This window comes from Alterirhizorhabdus solaris, assembly GCF_007785815.1.
Taxonomy (GTDB): Bacteria; Pseudomonadota; Alphaproteobacteria; order Sphingomonadales; family Sphingomonadaceae; genus Alterirhizorhabdus; species Alterirhizorhabdus solaris.
Genome location: NZ_VNIM01000097.1, coordinates 1 through 15257, shown reverse-complemented (window position 1 = coordinate 15257; position 15257 = coordinate 1). Strand labels below are relative to the sequence as shown.

Genomic DNA, 15257 nt, shown 5'->3' with positions numbered 1-15257 from the left:
CTTGACGATCCACCATCTTCCGGACCGAAAGGCCCGGGCGGCCCCGCCACCAGCAGCATGGCCAGCACGAGCGACGCGGCAGGCATGGCCCCGCGCTTTCGCCCGGCCTGGTCGCCGGTCCGGTTCAATCGCATTCCTCGCATCCGTCCCGTCTCTCGTGTCGTCGCGCCGCCCGGGCCTTTCGGTCCGGAAGATGGTGGATCGTCAAGCGCAATCCTCGTCCGCCGATGATGAACCGCGCCTGTGGCGGTCCATGTGGTTTCGGTTGCCGCTACCCCATCGAGATGCTAGCAGCAAAAGTCCGGGCGGATCATGTCTCTGACAGGTATGGCAGCCGCCCGATAAAGGTGCCGGCGCAGAAGCGAACCCGCTTCGGCCCGCCGGTCTTCTGGGTTGACGCTGCATGAGCCATCCGTTCCCTCGTCCTGAACGCCCCCCTACGGGTCGCGGCGCCTGGGCGACGGACTTTTTTCCCGGTGCGGTCCGCGCCGGGGATGGCGATGCGGCAGAGGCATGTTCCATCCTAACCGGGACGCCGGCGCAGCGCATCGTCGCGATGCCGCGTCCGTCCTCTTTTTATCGCGCGTCCCGCCGCTTGCCAGCGGACGGCCGACGCGCCCGGAGATTTGTAAATGACCACGCGCATGCTGATCGACGCGCGCCACCGGGAAGAAACCCGGGTGGCGGTCGTCAAGGGTAACCGGATCGAGGAATTCGATTTCGAGTCGGCCGAGCGGAAGCAGCTCAAGGGGAATATCTATCTCGCCAAGGTGACGCGGGTCGACCCGTCGTTGCAGGCGGCGTCCGTCGATTACGGCGGCAACCGCCACGGCTTCCTCGCCTTCTCCGAAATCCACCCGGATTATTACCAGATCCCTAAGGAGGATCGCGAGGCGCTGCTGCGCGAGGAGGCCGAGCACGCCGCCGAAGAAGAGGCGCTGCGCGGCCACGACCATGACGATCACGACGACGCCGACGAGGGCGGCTACGACGACCACGACGATGGCGAAGACGCGGGCGAGCGTGCCGATTACGACGCGGGCGAGCAGGGCGAAGGCGAGAGCGACGGCGAAGCCGGCGCCGCGCCGCGCACCCGCCGCACCAGCGCGGGCGGCGGCGACGACAGCGCGGTGGAGGCATTGCGCGCCAAGCGCATGAACCTGCGCCGCCGCTACAAGATCCAGGACGTCATCCGTCGCCGTCAGGTGCTGCTGGTGCAGGTCGTGAAGGAGGAGCGCGGCAACAAGGGCGCGGCGCTCACCACCTATCTGTCGCTGGCCGGCCGCTACTGCGTGCTGATGCCGAACACCAGCCACGGCGGTGGCATCAGCCGCAAGATCTCGAACGGCGCCGATCGCAAGCGGCTGAAGTCGATCATGGCGGAGCTGAACCTGCCCAAGACGATGGGCTGCATCGTGCGCACCGCCGGCCTCCAGCGCAGCAAGGGGAAAATCAAGCGCGACTTCGATTACCTCGCCCGCCTGTGGGATACGATCCGCGAGAACACGCTGGGCGCCTCCGCCCCGGCCGAGATCTACGGCGACAGCGATCTGGTGAAGCGCGCGATCCGCGACATCTACAACAAGGATGTCGAGGAGATCCTGATCGAGGGGGTCGACGGCTTCCATGCCGCGCGCACCTTCATGAAGCTGCTGATGCCGGGCCACTCCAAGAAGATCACGCCCTATTCGGACGCGGTGCCGCTGTTCCAGCGCTTCGGCGTGGAGGAGCAGTTGTCCGCGATGTACCAGCCGCTCGTGCAGCTGAAGTCCGGCGGCTACCTCGTCATCAACCCGACCGAGGCGCTCGTCTCGATCGACATCAACTCCGGCCGGTCCACGCGCGAGCACAATATCGAGCAGACCGCGCTGATGACCAACCTTGAGGCGGCGCACGAGATCGCCCGCCAGCTGCGCCTGCGCGACATGGCCGGGCTGGTCGTGATCGATTTCATCGATATGGAGAACAACTCGAACAACCGTAAGGTCGAGAAGGCGATGAAGGAGGCGCTGCGCAATGATCGCGCGCGCATCCAGGTCGGCCGCATCTCGTCGTTCGGCCTGTTCGAGATGAGCCGCCAGCGCATCCGCACCGGGGTGCTGGAAGCATCGACCCGCCCGTGCCCGCATTGCGACGCGACCGGGATGGTCCGCACCGCGTCGTCCGCCGGCGTCTCGGCGCTGCGGATGCTGGAGGACGAGGCCGCACGCGGTCGCGGCAGCCGTCTGTGCCTGCGCGCCAGCACCGAGGCGGCGTTCTACGTGCTCAACCGCAAGCGCGCCGAGCTGGCGGAGATCGAGGACCGCTACGGCGTGCTGATCGAGATCCTGCCCGATGGCAACATGGAGGGCGCGCGCATGTCGGTGGAGAGCGGCGGCCCGCCGCCGGCCTATCCGCCGCGCCTGCCCGCCCCGATCCTGATCGATGCGGATGACGACGACGATTACGTCGAGGAGGAGGAAGAGGAGGTCTTCGAGGCGGACGCCGAGGAAGAGACCGCCGAACGGCCCGAGCGCGCGCGTCGTGAGGCGGGCGATGCCGGCGAGGAAGGCGAGGACCGCGCCGGTCGTCGCCGTCGCCGTCGCCGCCGTCGTGGCGGTCGCCGCGAGGATGGCGAGGAACTGGCCGGCGGCGACGTCGTGCCGGGTGACGACGAGGAGAGCGAGCAGGACGCCGCCGAGGACGCCGAGGCGATCGCCGCCGAGGATGCCGACGCCGAGGCCGACGAGGCCGAGGTGGAAGCCGAGGGCCAGCCCATGATGGGGGGCGACGAGGCCGAAGCCGGCGCGGGCGGTGATGACGACGGCAAGCGCCGTCGCGGTCGTCGCGGCCGTCGCGGTGGCCGTCGCCGGGCCGGCGAGGAAGGTGCCGTCGAGGCGTCCGCCGACGCCGTCGCTCTCGAGCAGGCCGGCAACAACGCCGACCCGCTCACCGAAATTGCGGAGATCGGGGACGATGCCCCCGAGGTCGATGCGCAGGTGAGCGACGACCAGGCGCGGCCGGTCGAGCCGGAAGCCGCCGAGACGGTGGAAGAGACGGTGGACGAGACGCCAGAGGAGCAGCCCGCGCCGCGTGCCCGCCGCCGCCCCCGCGCCCGCAAGGATGCGGTCGTGGCCCCGGTCGAGGCCGAGCAGGCCGCGCCGGCAGAGCCGGTCGTCGAGGCTGCAGCCGAGGCGGAGGAAGCGCCGAAACCGCGTCGTGGTCGCCGCAAGAAGGTGGATGAGACGACTGCGGCAGAGGCGCCCGTCGCCGAGGCCGAGGCGACCGGGGAGGCCGCCCCCGCACCGAAGCCGCGCCGCACCCGCCGCAAGGCCGAGCCGGCGGCGACGCCCGCCGAGGAGGTTGCGGCCGTGATCGAGGAGACGATCGCCGTCGCCCCGGCCGCGGACGAGGACGAGGCGGAAGCCCCGGCCGGTGAGTCCCGCCCGGCCGCCGACGAAGGCGAGGGCACCGTCCGTCGCGGCTGGTGGCAGCGTACCTTCGGCGCCTGAGCCGTCGATGCACAAGCGCACGCCCCTGTCGGCCGTCGCCGTTTCCCGTAGGGGAACGGCACGCCCGGCGGGGGCGTCGCCCGTAAGGCATTTCATGGCGCGTTCAGCCGCGCGCGCGCAGGGCGGGGCATGATGCCCCGTCTCGTCGTCCTGATGCGCCGCGCCACGCCGCGCGCCGCCCTGCTGCTTGCGCTGGCCAGCCTGGTCGCGGCCCAACCGGCGGCGGCGCAATCGGTTTTGCGCGATGCCGAGACCGAAGCGGTCCTTGCCGACATCTCCCGCCCGATCATCGCCGCCGCCGGACCTTCGGTGGCCGGGACTAAGGTGGTGCTGTTGCAGGACAAGGAGATCAACGCCTTCGTCGCCGGCGGGCAAATCATCTACGTCCACTCCGGCCTCATCACCGCCGCGGACAACGCCAATCAGGTGCAGGGGGTGATCGCGCACGAGCTTGGCCACATCACCGGCGGCCACATCATCCGCTTCGGCGAGGGCGCCAAGGCGGCGGGCGGCATCAGCATCCTGTCCTTGCTGCTGGGCGCGGCCGCAATCGCGGCGGGCGGGGCGGAGGCCGGCATGGGCATCCTCGGCGCCGGGCAGCAGGCGGCGATGAGCAAGTTCCTCTCGTTCAGCCGCACGCAGGAATCGAGCGCGGACGCGGCCGGCGCCAGCTTCCTCACGAAGGCCGGAATCTCCGGCAAGGGGTCGGTCGCCTTCTTCCAGAAGCTGCGGCAGCAGGAATACCGGCTGTCGTCTTCCTATGCCAACACCGACCCCTATGCGCAGACCCACCCGATGTCGGCCGATCGCGCCGAGATGCTGGAAGGCGTCTATCGCAAGTCGGCCGCATGGGACGCGAAGACCGATCCTCAGCTGGAGGCGCGCTTCCAGCGGGTGAAGGCCAAGCTGGCCGGCTTCGTCGACGATCCGACGACGACGATGCGGAAATATCCGACTACCGACAACAGCGTGCCGGCGCATTATGCCCGCGCCTATGCGTGGCACAAGAGCGCCTACCCCGAGCGCGCGTTGACCGAGGTGAACGCCTTGCTCGCCACCGCGCCGCACGATCCGTATTTCCTCGAACTGAAGGGGCAGGTGCTGCTGGAATCGGGCAAGCCGGCCGAGGCGGTGGCGCCGCTGCGCGAGGCGGTGCAGCGGACCAACGCGCCGCTGATCGCCGCCACCTTCGGCCATGCGCTGATTGCCACCGAGGATACGCGCAACTTCGTCGAGGCGCAGAAGGTATTGCGGACCGCCGTGCAGCGCGACGAGGACAATCCGTTCGCCTGGTATCAGCTAGGCATCGTCTATGCGCAGGAGGGTGATATCGCCCGCGCCGCGCTGGCGACGGCGATGCGCTACAACCTTCAGGGCAATCCGCGCATGGCGCTGGGGCAGGCGGAAACGGCGCTGCGCGGTATCCCCGAGGGCACGCCGGACTATCTGCGCGCCGAGGATATCGCCATCGCCTCGCGCGCCGAGATCGCCACGCAGAAGAAGCGGTAGACATGACGGGGAAGCAGTGGATGGCAGGATTGGTCGGGCTGGCGGCGGGCGCCGCGGCGATGGTGGCGGTCGGCGCGGCGGGCGGGCCGGGCGGCATCGACCGCGCGGCGATGGAGCAGGTGGTGCGCGAGTATATCCTCGCCCACCCCGAGATCATTCCCGAGGCGATGGCGCGGTTGCAGCGCAACGAGGCGGGCAAGGTCGTCGCGGCCAACCGTACCGCGCTGGAGACGCCGTATCGCGGCGCGGTGGCAGGCCCGGCGGATGCCGACGTGACGCTGGTGGAATTCTTCGATTACGCCTGCGGCTATTGCCGGCAAAGCGTGGCGGACGTCGACCGCCTGCTGGCCGAGGACAGGAAGCTGCGCGTGGTGTTCCGCGAACTGCCGATCCTGGGGCCGGGCAGCGAGGAGGCGGCCAAGGCCAGCCTCGCCGCCGCCGGGCAGGACCGCTTCCTTCCCTTCCACCGGGCGATGTATGCGGCCGGCCGACCGGCCGCCGCCACGATCGCCAGCGCGCGCAAGGCGAGCGGGATCGCTCCCGGCGAGGTGCCCGCCGCCGTGGCCAGCGCGGAGATCGACAAGAATATCGAACTGGCCCGCACGCTGAACCTGACCGGCACGCCCAGCTTCATCATCGGCGATCAGGTGCTGAACGGCGCGGTCGGCTACGATGCGCTGAAGAAGGCGATCGCCGAGGCGCGGGCGGCGAGGAAGGGCTGATCGGGCGGGGTGGCGCTCACTCCGCCGGGGTCCGCACCAGATACTGCTCGGGGCTGGGCGCCAGCAGCCGCCGCGCGATTGCCCCCGGCACCAGCCGCTCCATCCCCAGTCCCCTCACGATCGCTCCGACCCGCGTCGGCGGCGAGGGGAAGGCCGTCACCAGCCGGGCCGGATCGGCGGGCGGCGTGTCCGTCACCAGCAGCGCCCCCGGCGGGGCGGGGGCGGGGCGGGCGTTGGCTAGGCCGGCGTAGCGCAGCGAGAGCCAGCCGCGCGCCACGTCGTTCTCCGACGCATACACCGGCTCGCGCGGATGGGCGGCGGTGGCCTGCACCAGCGTCTCCATCCCCCAGCGCGGGTGCGCGTTGCCGAGGCCGAGGAGCAGCAGGTTCGTCGCGACCACCACCGCGAGCAGGCCCGCGCGCACGGTGGGCCGCAGCTTCGCCAGCCACAGCGCCAGCACGATCGCGGCGGCCAGCGCGGGCAGGGTGAAGTAGCGCGGGTTGAGCACCAGCTTGTGCACCAGTACGGCCACCGCGAGGAAGTTCACCGTGGCCATCGCCGCCAGCGTCAGCAGCAGCCGGCGCGGAGCGGTCGCCAGCCTACGTGTCGCGCCGCCCGCCAGCGCCGCCGCGGCCAGCCAGAACAGCAGGCCGAAATCGTCGTTCACCAGCAGCACCAGCAGCGGATCGATCGCCGGGTGAAGCAGGAAGTTGCCCTCCATGTTGGCGGCGCGGTCGATATGGTCGTCGTGGTTGAAGGCCAGCGCGTAGCGGTGGAGCGCGTCGCCCGTAAGCGCCCACTGGAACAGCATCTCGCCCCCGATCACAGTCGCGAGGCCGATGCCGGCGGCCAGCAGCAGCCGGCGATCGAGCGGGCGGCCGAGCAGGAACAGCGGCCCCAGCCCCAGCAACGCCAGCCCCGCCGTCTCGCGACACAGGACGGCGAGGCCGAAGCACATGCCGCCCGCCACCGCGCGTGCAACGGTGGCGCGCTCGCCCGCCAGCAGCCACACGCCGGCGAGCAGGAAGAACGCCTCCGTCAGGTCGCACGAGACGGTGGAGGCGTGGCTGACGACGACGGGCATCGTGGCGGTGAGCATCGCCGCGATCCAGCCGACCATGCGCCCGCCGATGCGCCCGGCCAGCCCGCCCGCCACCGCGACCAAGGCGACGTACCATGCGACGGCGGTGGCATCGAAGGCGAGGAAGCCGTCGCCCAGCAGGCGCAGCGCGGCCGCGAACGAGAGGATCAGCGGGAAGCGCGTGGACCAGTGATCCGCGCCGGGGGCGGGTCCATCGGTCAGCCAGCGCATTGCGCCGGCGTGATAGAGCGTGTCGTCGGAGGCGATGTAGCCGACCCAGCCGATCCACAGCGCAGCAAGGGCCAGCACCGCCAGCACCGCCGCCGGCCCCCGGTTTCCCCGCATGAATGCCGCCATTCGCCTTCCCCCCGCCACCGCGCCCGCCGGTGTAGCGCCGGAGGGTATAGGGGAGCTTAAGCGCGTTCGCAGCGCCCTTGTCGCAGCGCGCGGCTGTCGCCATGCTGGCACGATGCGAACCACCCACGACGGCACATCGGTCCGGCTCTACCATCTCGACGAGGGCGACGGCGGCGCGCGCACCCTGCTCTACGGATCGCTGGCCGAGGCGCTGGCGCTGGCGCGCGCCCAGCCGGAGGAGGTGCAGGAGGGGCTGTACCTCGCCACCGACAACGACGTGGTCGCCTTCCTCGATCTGGAGGGCGGGTGAGCGCGGCCGGCGCGGCGCTGTGGCTGTGGCTGGCGTATGCGGTCAGCTGGGCGGCGGCCGGGCTGTGGACCGCGCGCGCCACGACGCGGGCGGGACGCGGCGAGGGGCTGGCCTATCTTGCCGGGTTCGCGCTGGGGTTCGGCCTGCTGTTCCCGACGCCCGGCGCGGGCGGTGCGCTGATGGCGGGCGGCGGTGGAGCGGACGGCTGGCGCTGGGGGCTGGTGACGGTCGAGGCGGGCGGCTTCGCCTTCGCGTGGTGGGCGCGGGTGCATCTGGGGCGGCTGTGGTCCGGCATGATGACACTGCGTGACGGCCACCGCGTGATCGAGAGCGGCCCCTACGGCCTCGTCCGTCATCCGATCTACACCGGTCTGATCGCGAGCGGCTGGGCGCTGGCCTTCATCCTTTCCGCCCCACGCGCGCTGGCCGGCGCGGTGGTGCTGACGATCGTGATGGCGATAAAAGCGCGCAACGAGGAGCGCCTGCTGCGCGCCACGCTCGGCCCGGCCGCCTATGACGGCTATGCGGCGCGGGTGCCGATGCTGGTGCCGTTCATGCCTCGGCTGGCGGCGGGGCGGCGGGCGCCTTGAAGCCCTGGGCGATCACATACCATTCCGACGAGTCCTTGCGGCTCGCCGGCGGCTTGGCGTGTTTCACCGTCGTGAACAGGCGCTTCAGCTCCGCCACGAGATCGTTGTCCGCGCCGCCCGCCAGCACCTTGGCGACATAGGCGCCGCCCGGCCTCAGATTATCGACGCAGAAGGCGCAGCCCGCCTCCACAAGCGCCATCGTGCGCAGATGGTCGGTCTGCGGGTGGCCCACGGTGTTGGCGGCCATGTCGGACAGGATCAGGTCCGCCTGTCCGCCCAGCGCTTCCATCAGCCGATCGGGCGCGTCGTCGTCCATGAAGTCCATCTGGAAGATGGTCACGCCGTCGATCGGATCGACCGGCAGCAGATCGATGCCGACGATCGCGGCCTTGGGCATCTTCCGGCGAACCACCTGCGCCCAGCCGCCCGGCGCGATGCCCAGATCGATCACCCGGCCGACGCCGCGCAGCAGGTTGAATCGCTCGTCGAGCTCGATCAGCTTGTAGGCCGCGCGAGAGCGATAGCCGTCCGCCTTGGCCTGGCGGACGTAGGGATCGTTCAGCTGGCGTGCCAGCCAGCGGTTGGAGGAGGCGGTGCGGCCGCGCCCCGTCTTCACGCGGGTGCGGCCGCCCGATCCGCCCCGGCTCATGCGTGGATGCTCATAGGATGTTCCTCAGGCGCGGCGGCTGGCGCCGGGCTGGTCGCGCGCGATCAGCGAGCGCAGGATGCCCTCGCGGATGCCGCGATCGGCGACGCCCAGCCGCTCGGCCGGCCAGATATCGAGAATTGCGTCGAGAATGGCGCAGCCCGCCACGACGAGATCGGCGCGCTCGTGGCCGATGCACGCCAGCGTCGCGCGTTCGGCCTGCGACATGGTGGACAGCCGCGTGCTGATGCCGCGCATGGCGGCAGCGGGTACGATCAGCCCGTCGATCGCGCGGCGATCGTAGCTGGGCAGTTCGAGGTGGAGGCTGGCGAGCGTCGTTACCGTACCGCTGGTGCCGAGCAGCCGCAACGGCACGTCGCCGCGCTGCGCCAGACCCTCGGCAAAGCCGGCGAAGGCGGCGGCCACGCGCCCCTTCATCCGCGCGTAGGCGGCGCCGCGCGCTTCCGCGCTGTCGCCTTCGTGCGGCTCGCTTTCGGTGAGCGACACGACGCCCCACGGCGCGCTGAACCAGTCGAGGATGCGGGGATCCTCGCCGGTGGGGTCGATCAGCACCAGCTCGGTCGAGCCGCCGCCGATGTCGAAGATCAGCGCCGGGCCGTCGCCCGCCTCCAGCAGCGCGTGGCAGCCGATCACGGCGAGGCGCGCCTCCTGCTCGGCGGTGATGATCTCAAGCTGGATGCCGGTTTCGGCATGGACCCGCTCGACGAAGGCGCGGCCGTTGACGGCGCGACGGCACGCCTCCGTCGCCACAGAGCGGACGAGCGTGACGTGGCGGCGGCGTAGCTTGTCCGCGCAGATGGCGAGCGCGGCGACGGCGCGGTCCATCGCAACGTCGCTCAGCCGGCCGGTGGCGCCCAGCCCCTCGCCCAGCCGGACGATGCGGGAAAAGGCATCGACCACGACGAAGCCGTCGCCCGCCGGGCGGGCCACCAGCAGGCGGCAGTTGTTGGTGCCGAGATCGAGCGCCGCATAGGTGCGGCGCGCCGGCTGGCGCGGGTGGAAGGTCGGTGCCGGTCCCCCCGGATCCTGTCCGGGGGACGGCGCGGCCGCTTCGGGCTGGTGCGCCATACGTCTATCACTCTGCTTCGTCGGCGAAATCGCCGACACTTGGAAGTGAAGGTAGCCGCCGCCGGCCGCAGCGGCAAGGGCGCGTGCCGATCGATCGACATGCGCGCAAACGCCGTTGACAGGCCCGGCCGTGCCGCCTATCTGCCCGATCCGCTGATTGCCCTGTCGTCTAAAGGTAAGACTACGGACTCTGACTCCGTTAATTGAGGTTCGAATCCTCACGGGGCATCCAGCGACCGCTTCTCCTCTCTCTGCTCTGCTGTAACCGGATGGGCGTTACCCATCCGGTCGATGGACGTGGCGCGCGGCCGTTTGCTGTTGGTCAGCGGACGATTGCCGGCAATCCGCCACTGTGGACAAGCGGCCGCCGCCGTGCCCGTGCGAGAGAGAGCGGGCAACCGCCCCGTCCCGCACCGGCCGTCGCGCTCAGGGCTTCACGCCGTGCCGCTCGAGAAATTGCAGCGTCGCCCCACGGACGAGCTGGCTGCCGATGCTGCCGCTCATCTGGTCGAACGAATGTTCGCCGGACGGGAAGCCGATCAGGCGCACCTCGATTCCCGCCGCCTTGGCCTTCCTCGCGAAATCATGCGCGACGGCGGGCGGGAGGAGGTGATCGGCGTAGCCCGGCAGCAGCAGGGTCGGCGGCGCGCCGCGCGCGATGTGGGTGGGGGAGGAGATGGCGGCGTAGCGATCGGGATACCGGTCGGGCGTGCCGCCGGTGTAGTTGATCGTCATCACGCGCGCGAACGGCCCGGCGATGACATCGCGATTGGCATACATGCGCGACGCATCCAGCACCGGATAGGGGGCGACGACGGCCGCGATACGGGGCAACTGCCCGGGGCAGGTCGCGTTCAGCCGGCCGGCAGCGGCGCGGTACGAGACGTTCAGCACCAGGTTGCCGCCGGCCGACTCCCCGAACAGCGCCAGCCGTGCCGGGTCGCCGCCGTAGCGGGCCGCATTCGCCCCGATCCATGACAGGGCGCAGGCAATCTGCGGTTCGGCGACGTCCCAGGTGTGCCGGTTTTCCGACGATAGCGTGTATTCGACGGACATGACGACATAGCCAAGATCGGCGAACCAGCGCATGTCGGGCCGGCGATCGAACAGCGTGCCGCCGCCCCAGCCACCGCCGTGCACATAGACGAGAACCGGCGCCGCCCGCCCGCCGGGCGTGGCGGCCGGGCGGTAGATCGCCAGTCGCAGCGGCTGGCCTTCGTGGGTGCCATAGCGTGCCAGCACGGGCGGGGCACTTTCGTGGCGGACGGCACCCAGCCACAGGGTGCGCGCGAGATCGATGTCGACGCCGTTGGCACGCGCGACCGCGATCTGCCGCGATTCGACGACGGCCGTGCCCCCCGCGGCGAAACCGGCGATGGTCGCCATGGCGAGGGCAAGGCGCCGCCTTTGCTGCCGTCCGCGCATGATGGCGGCGATGGCCGCCAGCGACAGGATGACGATCCAGGAGCCGAACGGCGAAACGAGCAGCGGGCCGATCGAGCCGAGCACCGGAATGGCCGGCAACAGCGCGCCGAGTGCCGCCAGCCCCATGACGACGATCATCAGATAATGGAGGAAGCGGCCGATGCGCCCGATCCACCGCGCCACAGGTGCCTTCATCGACCGCTCCTAACCCTGGCGCGCCCCATCGACCGGGGGGATCCCGGCGATGAACGCTTCCGCCCGCCGCCGCACGTCATGCGCGTCGAGGCCGGCCGCGTACAGGGCCGAGCCGAGGCCGAAGCCGTTCGCCCCGGCGGCGCGCCATTCTGCCATCCCGTCCGGCTTGATCCCGCCCACGATCAGGATCGCCGCCTCGCGCGGCAGCACGGCCCGCTGCGCCCGCACCATCGCGGGGCTGGCCGCCTCCGCCGGGAACAGCTTCAGCCCGGTCGCGCCTGCCGCGATCGCGGCGAAGGCCTCGCTCGGCGTGAAATAGCCGGGCAGCGACACCATGCCGGCCGCCGCCGTCGCGCGGATGACGGCGGTATCGGTATTGGGCGAAACGATCAGCCTGCCGCCGGCCTGTCGCACCGCCTCGACCTGCTCGGCCTGCAACACCGTGCCGGCGCCGACGAGCACCGAATCGCCGTAGCGCCCGGCGATACGGGCGATGCTGGCGAGCGGATCGGGCGAGTTGAGCGGCACCTCGATCATGCTGAAGCCGGCTTCGACCAGCACGTCGCCGATCGCCTCGATCTCGTCCGGCCGCACGCCGCGCAGGATCGCGACCAGCGGGCAGCGGGCCATCGCCGCATCGAATTCAGGACTCGAACGCATCGTCGTGTCTCCAGATATGGGTCATTCCCGCCACGAAGGCGGCGGCGCTGTCGAGCAGGACCGGGCTTGCGCCAAGGAGCGACAGGGCCACGCCATACAGCGCGCCGAGACCCGGATCGGCCAGGACATGGACATGCTCGCCCGGCGCGATCGCCTGCTCGCGCACGTCGCTGCCGATCAGCAAGCCGCTGACATAGGAGGCGGCGTCCGCGCGGGCGCGGTGGCCGAGCAGGATGTTCGCGCGGACGCCGAACAGATCGCCGAGCAAGGTCGCATCCTGCGCGGCCGCCACGCCCTCGCGGAAGGCGGCGCCGTCGACCGGCTCTGCGGACAGGAAATCCGATAGCAGGCTGTGGCGTTTCAGCAGCGCGAAGAGTTCGCCCGTCATCGTGGTGCGGAACCCGGTGACGCTGCCGCCGGCCAGCCGTGCCCATTTACAGTGCGTGCCGGGCTGGCAGAGCAACGCATCGGCGGGCGCCATGCCCGCCACGACGCTGCCGAGCAACTGCACCTCTTCCCCACGCATCACGTCGCCGCCGCGCGCGGTCGTGGAGGACAGCCCCGGCACGATCGCGGTCCGCGCGTCGATCCGGTGGAGGCCGGCGGCGAGGTCGCCAAAGCCGGCGGGGCAGGGCAGATACGGCACTTCTACCCAGCCGCGCGTCGAGCCGACCATGCCGGCACACAGCATCGGCAGCGGCCCCATCCGCGCCCGGATCGCCTCCACCTCTGCGGGGAAGGCACCGGCGGCCACACCGAGCACACCGCGATCGTCCCGCTCGCGGGCGACCACGGCGCCCGTCGCGTCGATCGCATAGACCCGCCGGTTCGTCGTTCCCCAGTCGACGGCGAGGAAGGCGGGTTCAGGCAACGTCATTCTCCCTGCCGGTGCCGGTATCGCCGGCGCTTGTATCACCCGTCACTCCAGCCCGTCTCCGAGCAGCCGTCACGCTGCCGCGCCGTGGGGGGGCGATCCGCAGATCGGATGGCCAGGATCTTCGGGGCGGGCGAATGGCGGAGGGTGTGGTGGCTGTCGATGCGGGGGTCCCATCGGCATCGCCGTACCGCAGAACCGGTCACCGTTCAAACCGGGTGGCTCAGGTTCTCCACCCCGCCACCGCGACGATCCGGACAGACCATCCCCTGCGGGAGAACGATCTTGCGGGTTTGCGTCCGGGCAGGTGCGCGACGGCATGAAACGCGCCGGGGCCGACATCATCGCTTGCCTGCCGGGCGACTTTTCGGTTTGGGGGACGGCCCCGTCCGCTATAACGCGGGCGGACATCGCTTCGCCGGGAACGGACCCGGCCGGAAGGACATAAGGCCGTGCTGGCCGATCGCATTCTCTTCATCGATGCCGAGGCGCTCGTGCTGGACAAGCCGGCCGGCCTGCCCGTCACCGCCGTGCGCGACGGCTCGCTGAGCCTCGACAATCATCTCGACAGCCTGCGCATGGGCTTCCAGCGCCAGCCGGGGGCGGTGCACCGGCTGGACCGTGACACCTCGGGCTGCCTGCTGCTGTCGCGCAACCCCAAGGCACACAAGCGTTTCGCCGCCGCGTTCGAGGCGGGGACCGTGCGCAAGACCTATCTGGCCGTCGTCTCGCCGCCGCCGCAGGCCGCGAGCGGGGTGATCGACCTGCCGCTGACCAAGGTGTCGACGCGCGAGGAAGGCTGGCGGATCGTGGCGGACGCGAAGGGCAAGCCCTCGCGCACCCGGTGGGAGCGGCTGGCGGTGGTCGATGGCCGGGCACTGCTGGCGTTCATGCCGGAAACCGGGCGGACGCATCAGCTGCGCGTCCATGCGGCGAGCGGGCTGGGGGCGGCGATCGTCGGCGATCCGATGTACGGGCCCGATGCCGACCGATCGACCGGCGGCAAGATGCTGCTGCACGCGCGCCGGCTGATGGTGCCGCGCGCCGACAAGCTGGCGATCGAGGCGGTGGCGCCGCTGCCGGCCAGCTTTGCGGCGGCCGGTTTCCCCGAGGAAGCCGCCGCTCCGTTCTGACCGCCGCCGCCGTTGGCGCGGGGCGGCGGCGTGCCTATAGGGGCAGCCATGGTCGCTATCCCCGTCACCCGCTCGATCTCGATCGACAGCGACGAGCTGGACGAGTCGTTCACGCGATCGTCCGGGCCGGGCGGGCAGCATGTGAACACCACCGACAGCGCGGTGATGCTGCGCTTCGATGTCGGGCGCTCGCCGGGATTGCCCGATGCGGTGAAGCACCGGCTGGCGGTATTGGCGGGATCGCGGCTGACGCGCGAGGGCGTGCTGGTGCTGCGCAGCGAGGGTTCGCGCTCGCAGTTGCTGAACCGGCAGGAAGTGCGCGACCGGCTGATCGAGCTGATCCGCGAGGCGACGTTCGTGCCGAAGAAACGCCGCCCCACCAAGCCGACCCGCGCCTCGCAGACGCGGCGGGGGGACGGCAAGGTGAAGCGCGCGGCGGGGAAGGCCGGGCGCGGCAAGGGGAGGGGTTGAGGGCATGTACGACTTCGCCATGAACACCGCCGACAAGCCGGCGCTGTACCGCGACATCCTCGCCGCCGCCGACGCGCTGACCGCCGGCGAGCCGGATCCGATCTCCAACATGGCCAATATCTCGGCGCTGCTGTGGCAGAATCTGCCGGGGCTGAACTGGGCCGGCTTCTACCGCGCGCAACGGGGGGAACTGGTGCTCGGCCCGTTCCAGGGCAAGCCGGCCTGCATCCGCATCGCGTTCGGCAAGGGGGTGTGCGGCACCGTCGCGGCAACGCGCGAGGCGCTGTGCGTGGCGGATGTCCACGCCTTTCCGGGCCACATCGCCTGCGACGCGGCCTCCGCCGCCGAACTGGTCGTGCCGATCGTCCACGAGGGGCGGCTGGTGGGCGTGATCGACCTCGACAGCCCGCACCCCGGCCGTTTCGACGGCGACGATCTGGCCGGCTGCACCGCGCTGGCCGCGCTGATCGCCGGGCGGGTGGCGGAGGCGACGGCCTGACCCGGAGATTCGTCACGCCGGTCGTGGCGTGATCGCGGCCGGCGGCGTAGGTTCGCCGCCATCATCGCGCCGGGCGGGCGGCACCGATGCGGGACGGGAGGGTTCGACGATGGGATTGCGCACACCGATGCGACGGGCCGGACGGGCATGGCTGGCGCTGGCACTTGCCGGCGTGACCAGCCCGGCGCATGCCGCCCCCGATCCC

General features: G+C 71.0%; 14 protein-coding genes and 1 tRNA gene. 9 read left to right on the top strand and 6 right to left on the bottom strand.

Annotated elements, in window-relative coordinates; translation table 11 throughout:
- The first annotated feature begins 632 nt into the window (after nt 1-632).
- From FOY91_RS17570 to FOY91_RS17560, 3 genes are all read left to right on the top strand, one after another.
- Nucleotides 633-3491, top strand: a complete 2859-nt coding sequence (locus tag FOY91_RS17570; RefSeq protein WP_203234621.1) for an Rne/Rng family ribonuclease — start codon at nt 633-635, stop codon at nt 3489-3491.
- A gap of 129 nt (nt 3492-3620) precedes the next feature.
- Nucleotides 3621-5000, top strand: a complete 1380-nt coding sequence (locus FOY91_RS17565) for a M48 family metalloprotease (RefSeq protein ID WP_420822891.1) — start codon at nt 3621-3623, stop codon at nt 4998-5000.
- A 20-nt stretch (nt 5001-5020) separates the two neighbouring features.
- Nucleotides 5021-5722 (top strand): DsbA family protein, encoded by a 702-nt coding sequence (locus tag FOY91_RS17560; RefSeq protein ID WP_145154731.1) that lies wholly within the window; start codon nt 5021-5023, stop codon nt 5720-5722.
- 16 nt (nt 5723-5738) lie between these two features.
- Here the strand turns inward: FOY91_RS17560 and FOY91_RS17555 are convergent, their stop codons facing one another.
- Nucleotides 5739-7160, bottom strand: a complete 1422-nt coding sequence (locus FOY91_RS17555; RefSeq protein WP_145154729.1) for an ArnT family glycosyltransferase — start codon at nt 7158-7160, stop codon at nt 5739-5741.
- Between the two features lie 112 nt (nt 7161-7272).
- On the opposite strand from FOY91_RS17555, the gene FOY91_RS17550 reads away from it, so the two are divergent.
- Both FOY91_RS17550 and FOY91_RS17545 read left to right on the top strand, forming a co-directional pair.
- On the top strand, nt 7273-7470 hold the full coding sequence (locus FOY91_RS17550; protein ID WP_145154727.1) for a hypothetical protein: 198 nt from the start codon (nt 7273-7275) through the stop codon (nt 7468-7470).
- Complete coding sequence (locus tag FOY91_RS17545) at nt 7467-8060, top strand: methyltransferase family protein (RefSeq protein ID WP_145154725.1); 594 nt, start codon at nt 7467-7469, stop codon at nt 8058-8060. The genes FOY91_RS17550 and FOY91_RS17545 overlap by 4 nt, the downstream gene beginning before the upstream one ends.
- On the opposite strand, the gene FOY91_RS17540 is transcribed toward FOY91_RS17545, so the two are convergent.
- Together FOY91_RS17540 and FOY91_RS17535 are read right to left on the bottom strand one after the other, a co-directional pair.
- The gene (locus tag FOY91_RS17540) at nt 8023-8709 is read right to left on the bottom strand and encodes an RlmE family RNA methyltransferase (RefSeq protein WP_145154723.1); all 687 of its coding nucleotides are present in this window, start codon (nt 8707-8709) and stop codon (nt 8023-8025) included. The genes FOY91_RS17545 and FOY91_RS17540 overlap by 38 nt on opposite strands.
- Nucleotides 8710-8733: 24 nt before the next feature.
- Complete coding sequence (locus FOY91_RS17535; RefSeq protein ID WP_145154721.1) at nt 8734-9795, bottom strand: Ppx/GppA phosphatase family protein; 1062 nt, start codon at nt 9793-9795, stop codon at nt 8734-8736.
- Nucleotides 9796-9953: 158 nt separating this feature from the next.
- On the opposite strand from FOY91_RS17535, the gene FOY91_RS17530 reads away from it, so the two are divergent.
- A tRNA-Gln gene (locus tag FOY91_RS17530) sits at nt 9954-10027 on the top strand.
- A 194-nt stretch (nt 10028-10221) separates the two neighbouring features.
- Here FOY91_RS17530 and FOY91_RS17525 read toward each other — a convergent pair.
- From FOY91_RS17525 to FOY91_RS17515, 3 genes are read right to left on the bottom strand one after another with little or no spacing between them, the layout of a single operon-like run.
- Nucleotides 10222-11415 carry an alpha/beta hydrolase gene (locus tag FOY91_RS17525; RefSeq protein ID WP_145154719.1) on the bottom strand — a complete coding sequence of 398 codons (1194 nt, stop codon included), beginning with the start codon at nt 11413-11415 and terminating at the stop codon, nt 10222-10224.
- A 9-nt stretch (nt 11416-11424) separates the two neighbouring features.
- The gene (locus FOY91_RS17520) at nt 11425-12075 is read right to left on the bottom strand and encodes a 2-dehydro-3-deoxy-6-phosphogalactonate aldolase (RefSeq protein WP_145154717.1); all 651 of its coding nucleotides are present in this window, start codon (nt 12073-12075) and stop codon (nt 11425-11427) included.
- A complete protein-coding gene (locus tag FOY91_RS17515; RefSeq protein ID WP_145154715.1) occupies nt 12059-12952 on the bottom strand; it encodes a 2-dehydro-3-deoxygalactonokinase in 894 nt (297 codons plus the stop codon). Before FOY91_RS17515 ends, FOY91_RS17520 begins: the two co-directional genes overlap by 17 nt.
- Nucleotides 12953-13401: 449 nt before the next feature.
- Here FOY91_RS17515 and FOY91_RS17510 point away from each other — a divergent pair, with 449 nt between their 5' ends.
- The 3 genes from FOY91_RS17510 to FOY91_RS17500 are packed head-to-tail and all read left to right on the top strand — an operon-like array spanning nt 13402 to nt 15052.
- The gene (locus FOY91_RS17510) at nt 13402-14082 is read left to right on the top strand and encodes an RluA family pseudouridine synthase (protein WP_145154713.1); all 681 of its coding nucleotides are present in this window, start codon (nt 13402-13404) and stop codon (nt 14080-14082) included.
- 48 nt (nt 14083-14130) lie between these two features.
- Entirely contained in the window at nt 14131-14553 is a 423-nt protein-coding gene (gene arfB / locus FOY91_RS17505) for an alternative ribosome rescue aminoacyl-tRNA hydrolase ArfB (protein WP_145154711.1), read from the top strand.
- Between the two features lie 4 nt (nt 14554-14557).
- A complete protein-coding gene (locus tag FOY91_RS17500) occupies nt 14558-15052 on the top strand; it encodes a GAF domain-containing protein (RefSeq protein WP_145154709.1) in 495 nt (164 codons plus the stop codon).
- Nucleotides 15053-15257 lie beyond the last annotated feature (205 nt).

Excerpts from the sequence above, each read along its gene's own strand:
- FOY91_RS17570 (WP_203234621.1), top strand. The coding sequence starts at position 633 with ATGACCACGCGCATGCTGATCGACGCGCGCCACCGGGAAGAAACCCGG.
- FOY91_RS17565 (WP_420822891.1), top strand. The coding sequence starts at position 3,621 with ATGATGCCCCGTCTCGTCGTCCTGATGCGCCGCGCCACGCCGCGCGCC.
- FOY91_RS17560 (WP_145154731.1), top strand. The coding sequence starts at position 5,021 with ATGGCAGGATTGGTCGGGCTGGCGGCGGGCGCCGCGGCGATGGTGGCG.
- FOY91_RS17555 (WP_145154729.1), bottom strand. The coding sequence starts at position 7,160 with ATGGCGGCATTCATGCGGGGAAACCGGGGGCCGGCGGCGGTGCTGGCG.
- FOY91_RS17550 (WP_145154727.1), top strand. The coding sequence starts at position 7,273 with ATGCGAACCACCCACGACGGCACATCGGTCCGGCTCTACCATCTCGAC.
- FOY91_RS17540 (WP_145154723.1), bottom strand. The coding sequence starts at position 8,709 with ATGAGCCGGGGCGGATCGGGCGGCCGCACCCGCGTGAAGACGGGGCGC.
- FOY91_RS17535 (WP_145154721.1), bottom strand. The coding sequence starts at position 9,795 with ATGGCGCACCAGCCCGAAGCGGCCGCGCCGTCCCCCGGACAGGATCCG.
- FOY91_RS17525 (WP_145154719.1), bottom strand. The coding sequence starts at position 11,415 with ATGAAGGCACCTGTGGCGCGGTGGATCGGGCGCATCGGCCGCTTCCTC.
- FOY91_RS17520 (WP_145154717.1), bottom strand. The coding sequence starts at position 12,075 with ATGCGTTCGAGTCCTGAATTCGATGCGGCGATGGCCCGCTGCCCGCTG.
- FOY91_RS17515 (WP_145154715.1), bottom strand. The coding sequence starts at position 12,952 with ATGACGTTGCCTGAACCCGCCTTCCTCGCCGTCGACTGGGGAACGACG.
- arfB (WP_145154711.1), top strand. The coding sequence starts at position 14,131 with ATGGTCGCTATCCCCGTCACCCGCTCGATCTCGATCGACAGCGACGAG.
- FOY91_RS17500 (WP_145154709.1), top strand. The coding sequence starts at position 14,558 with ATGTACGACTTCGCCATGAACACCGCCGACAAGCCGGCGCTGTACCGC.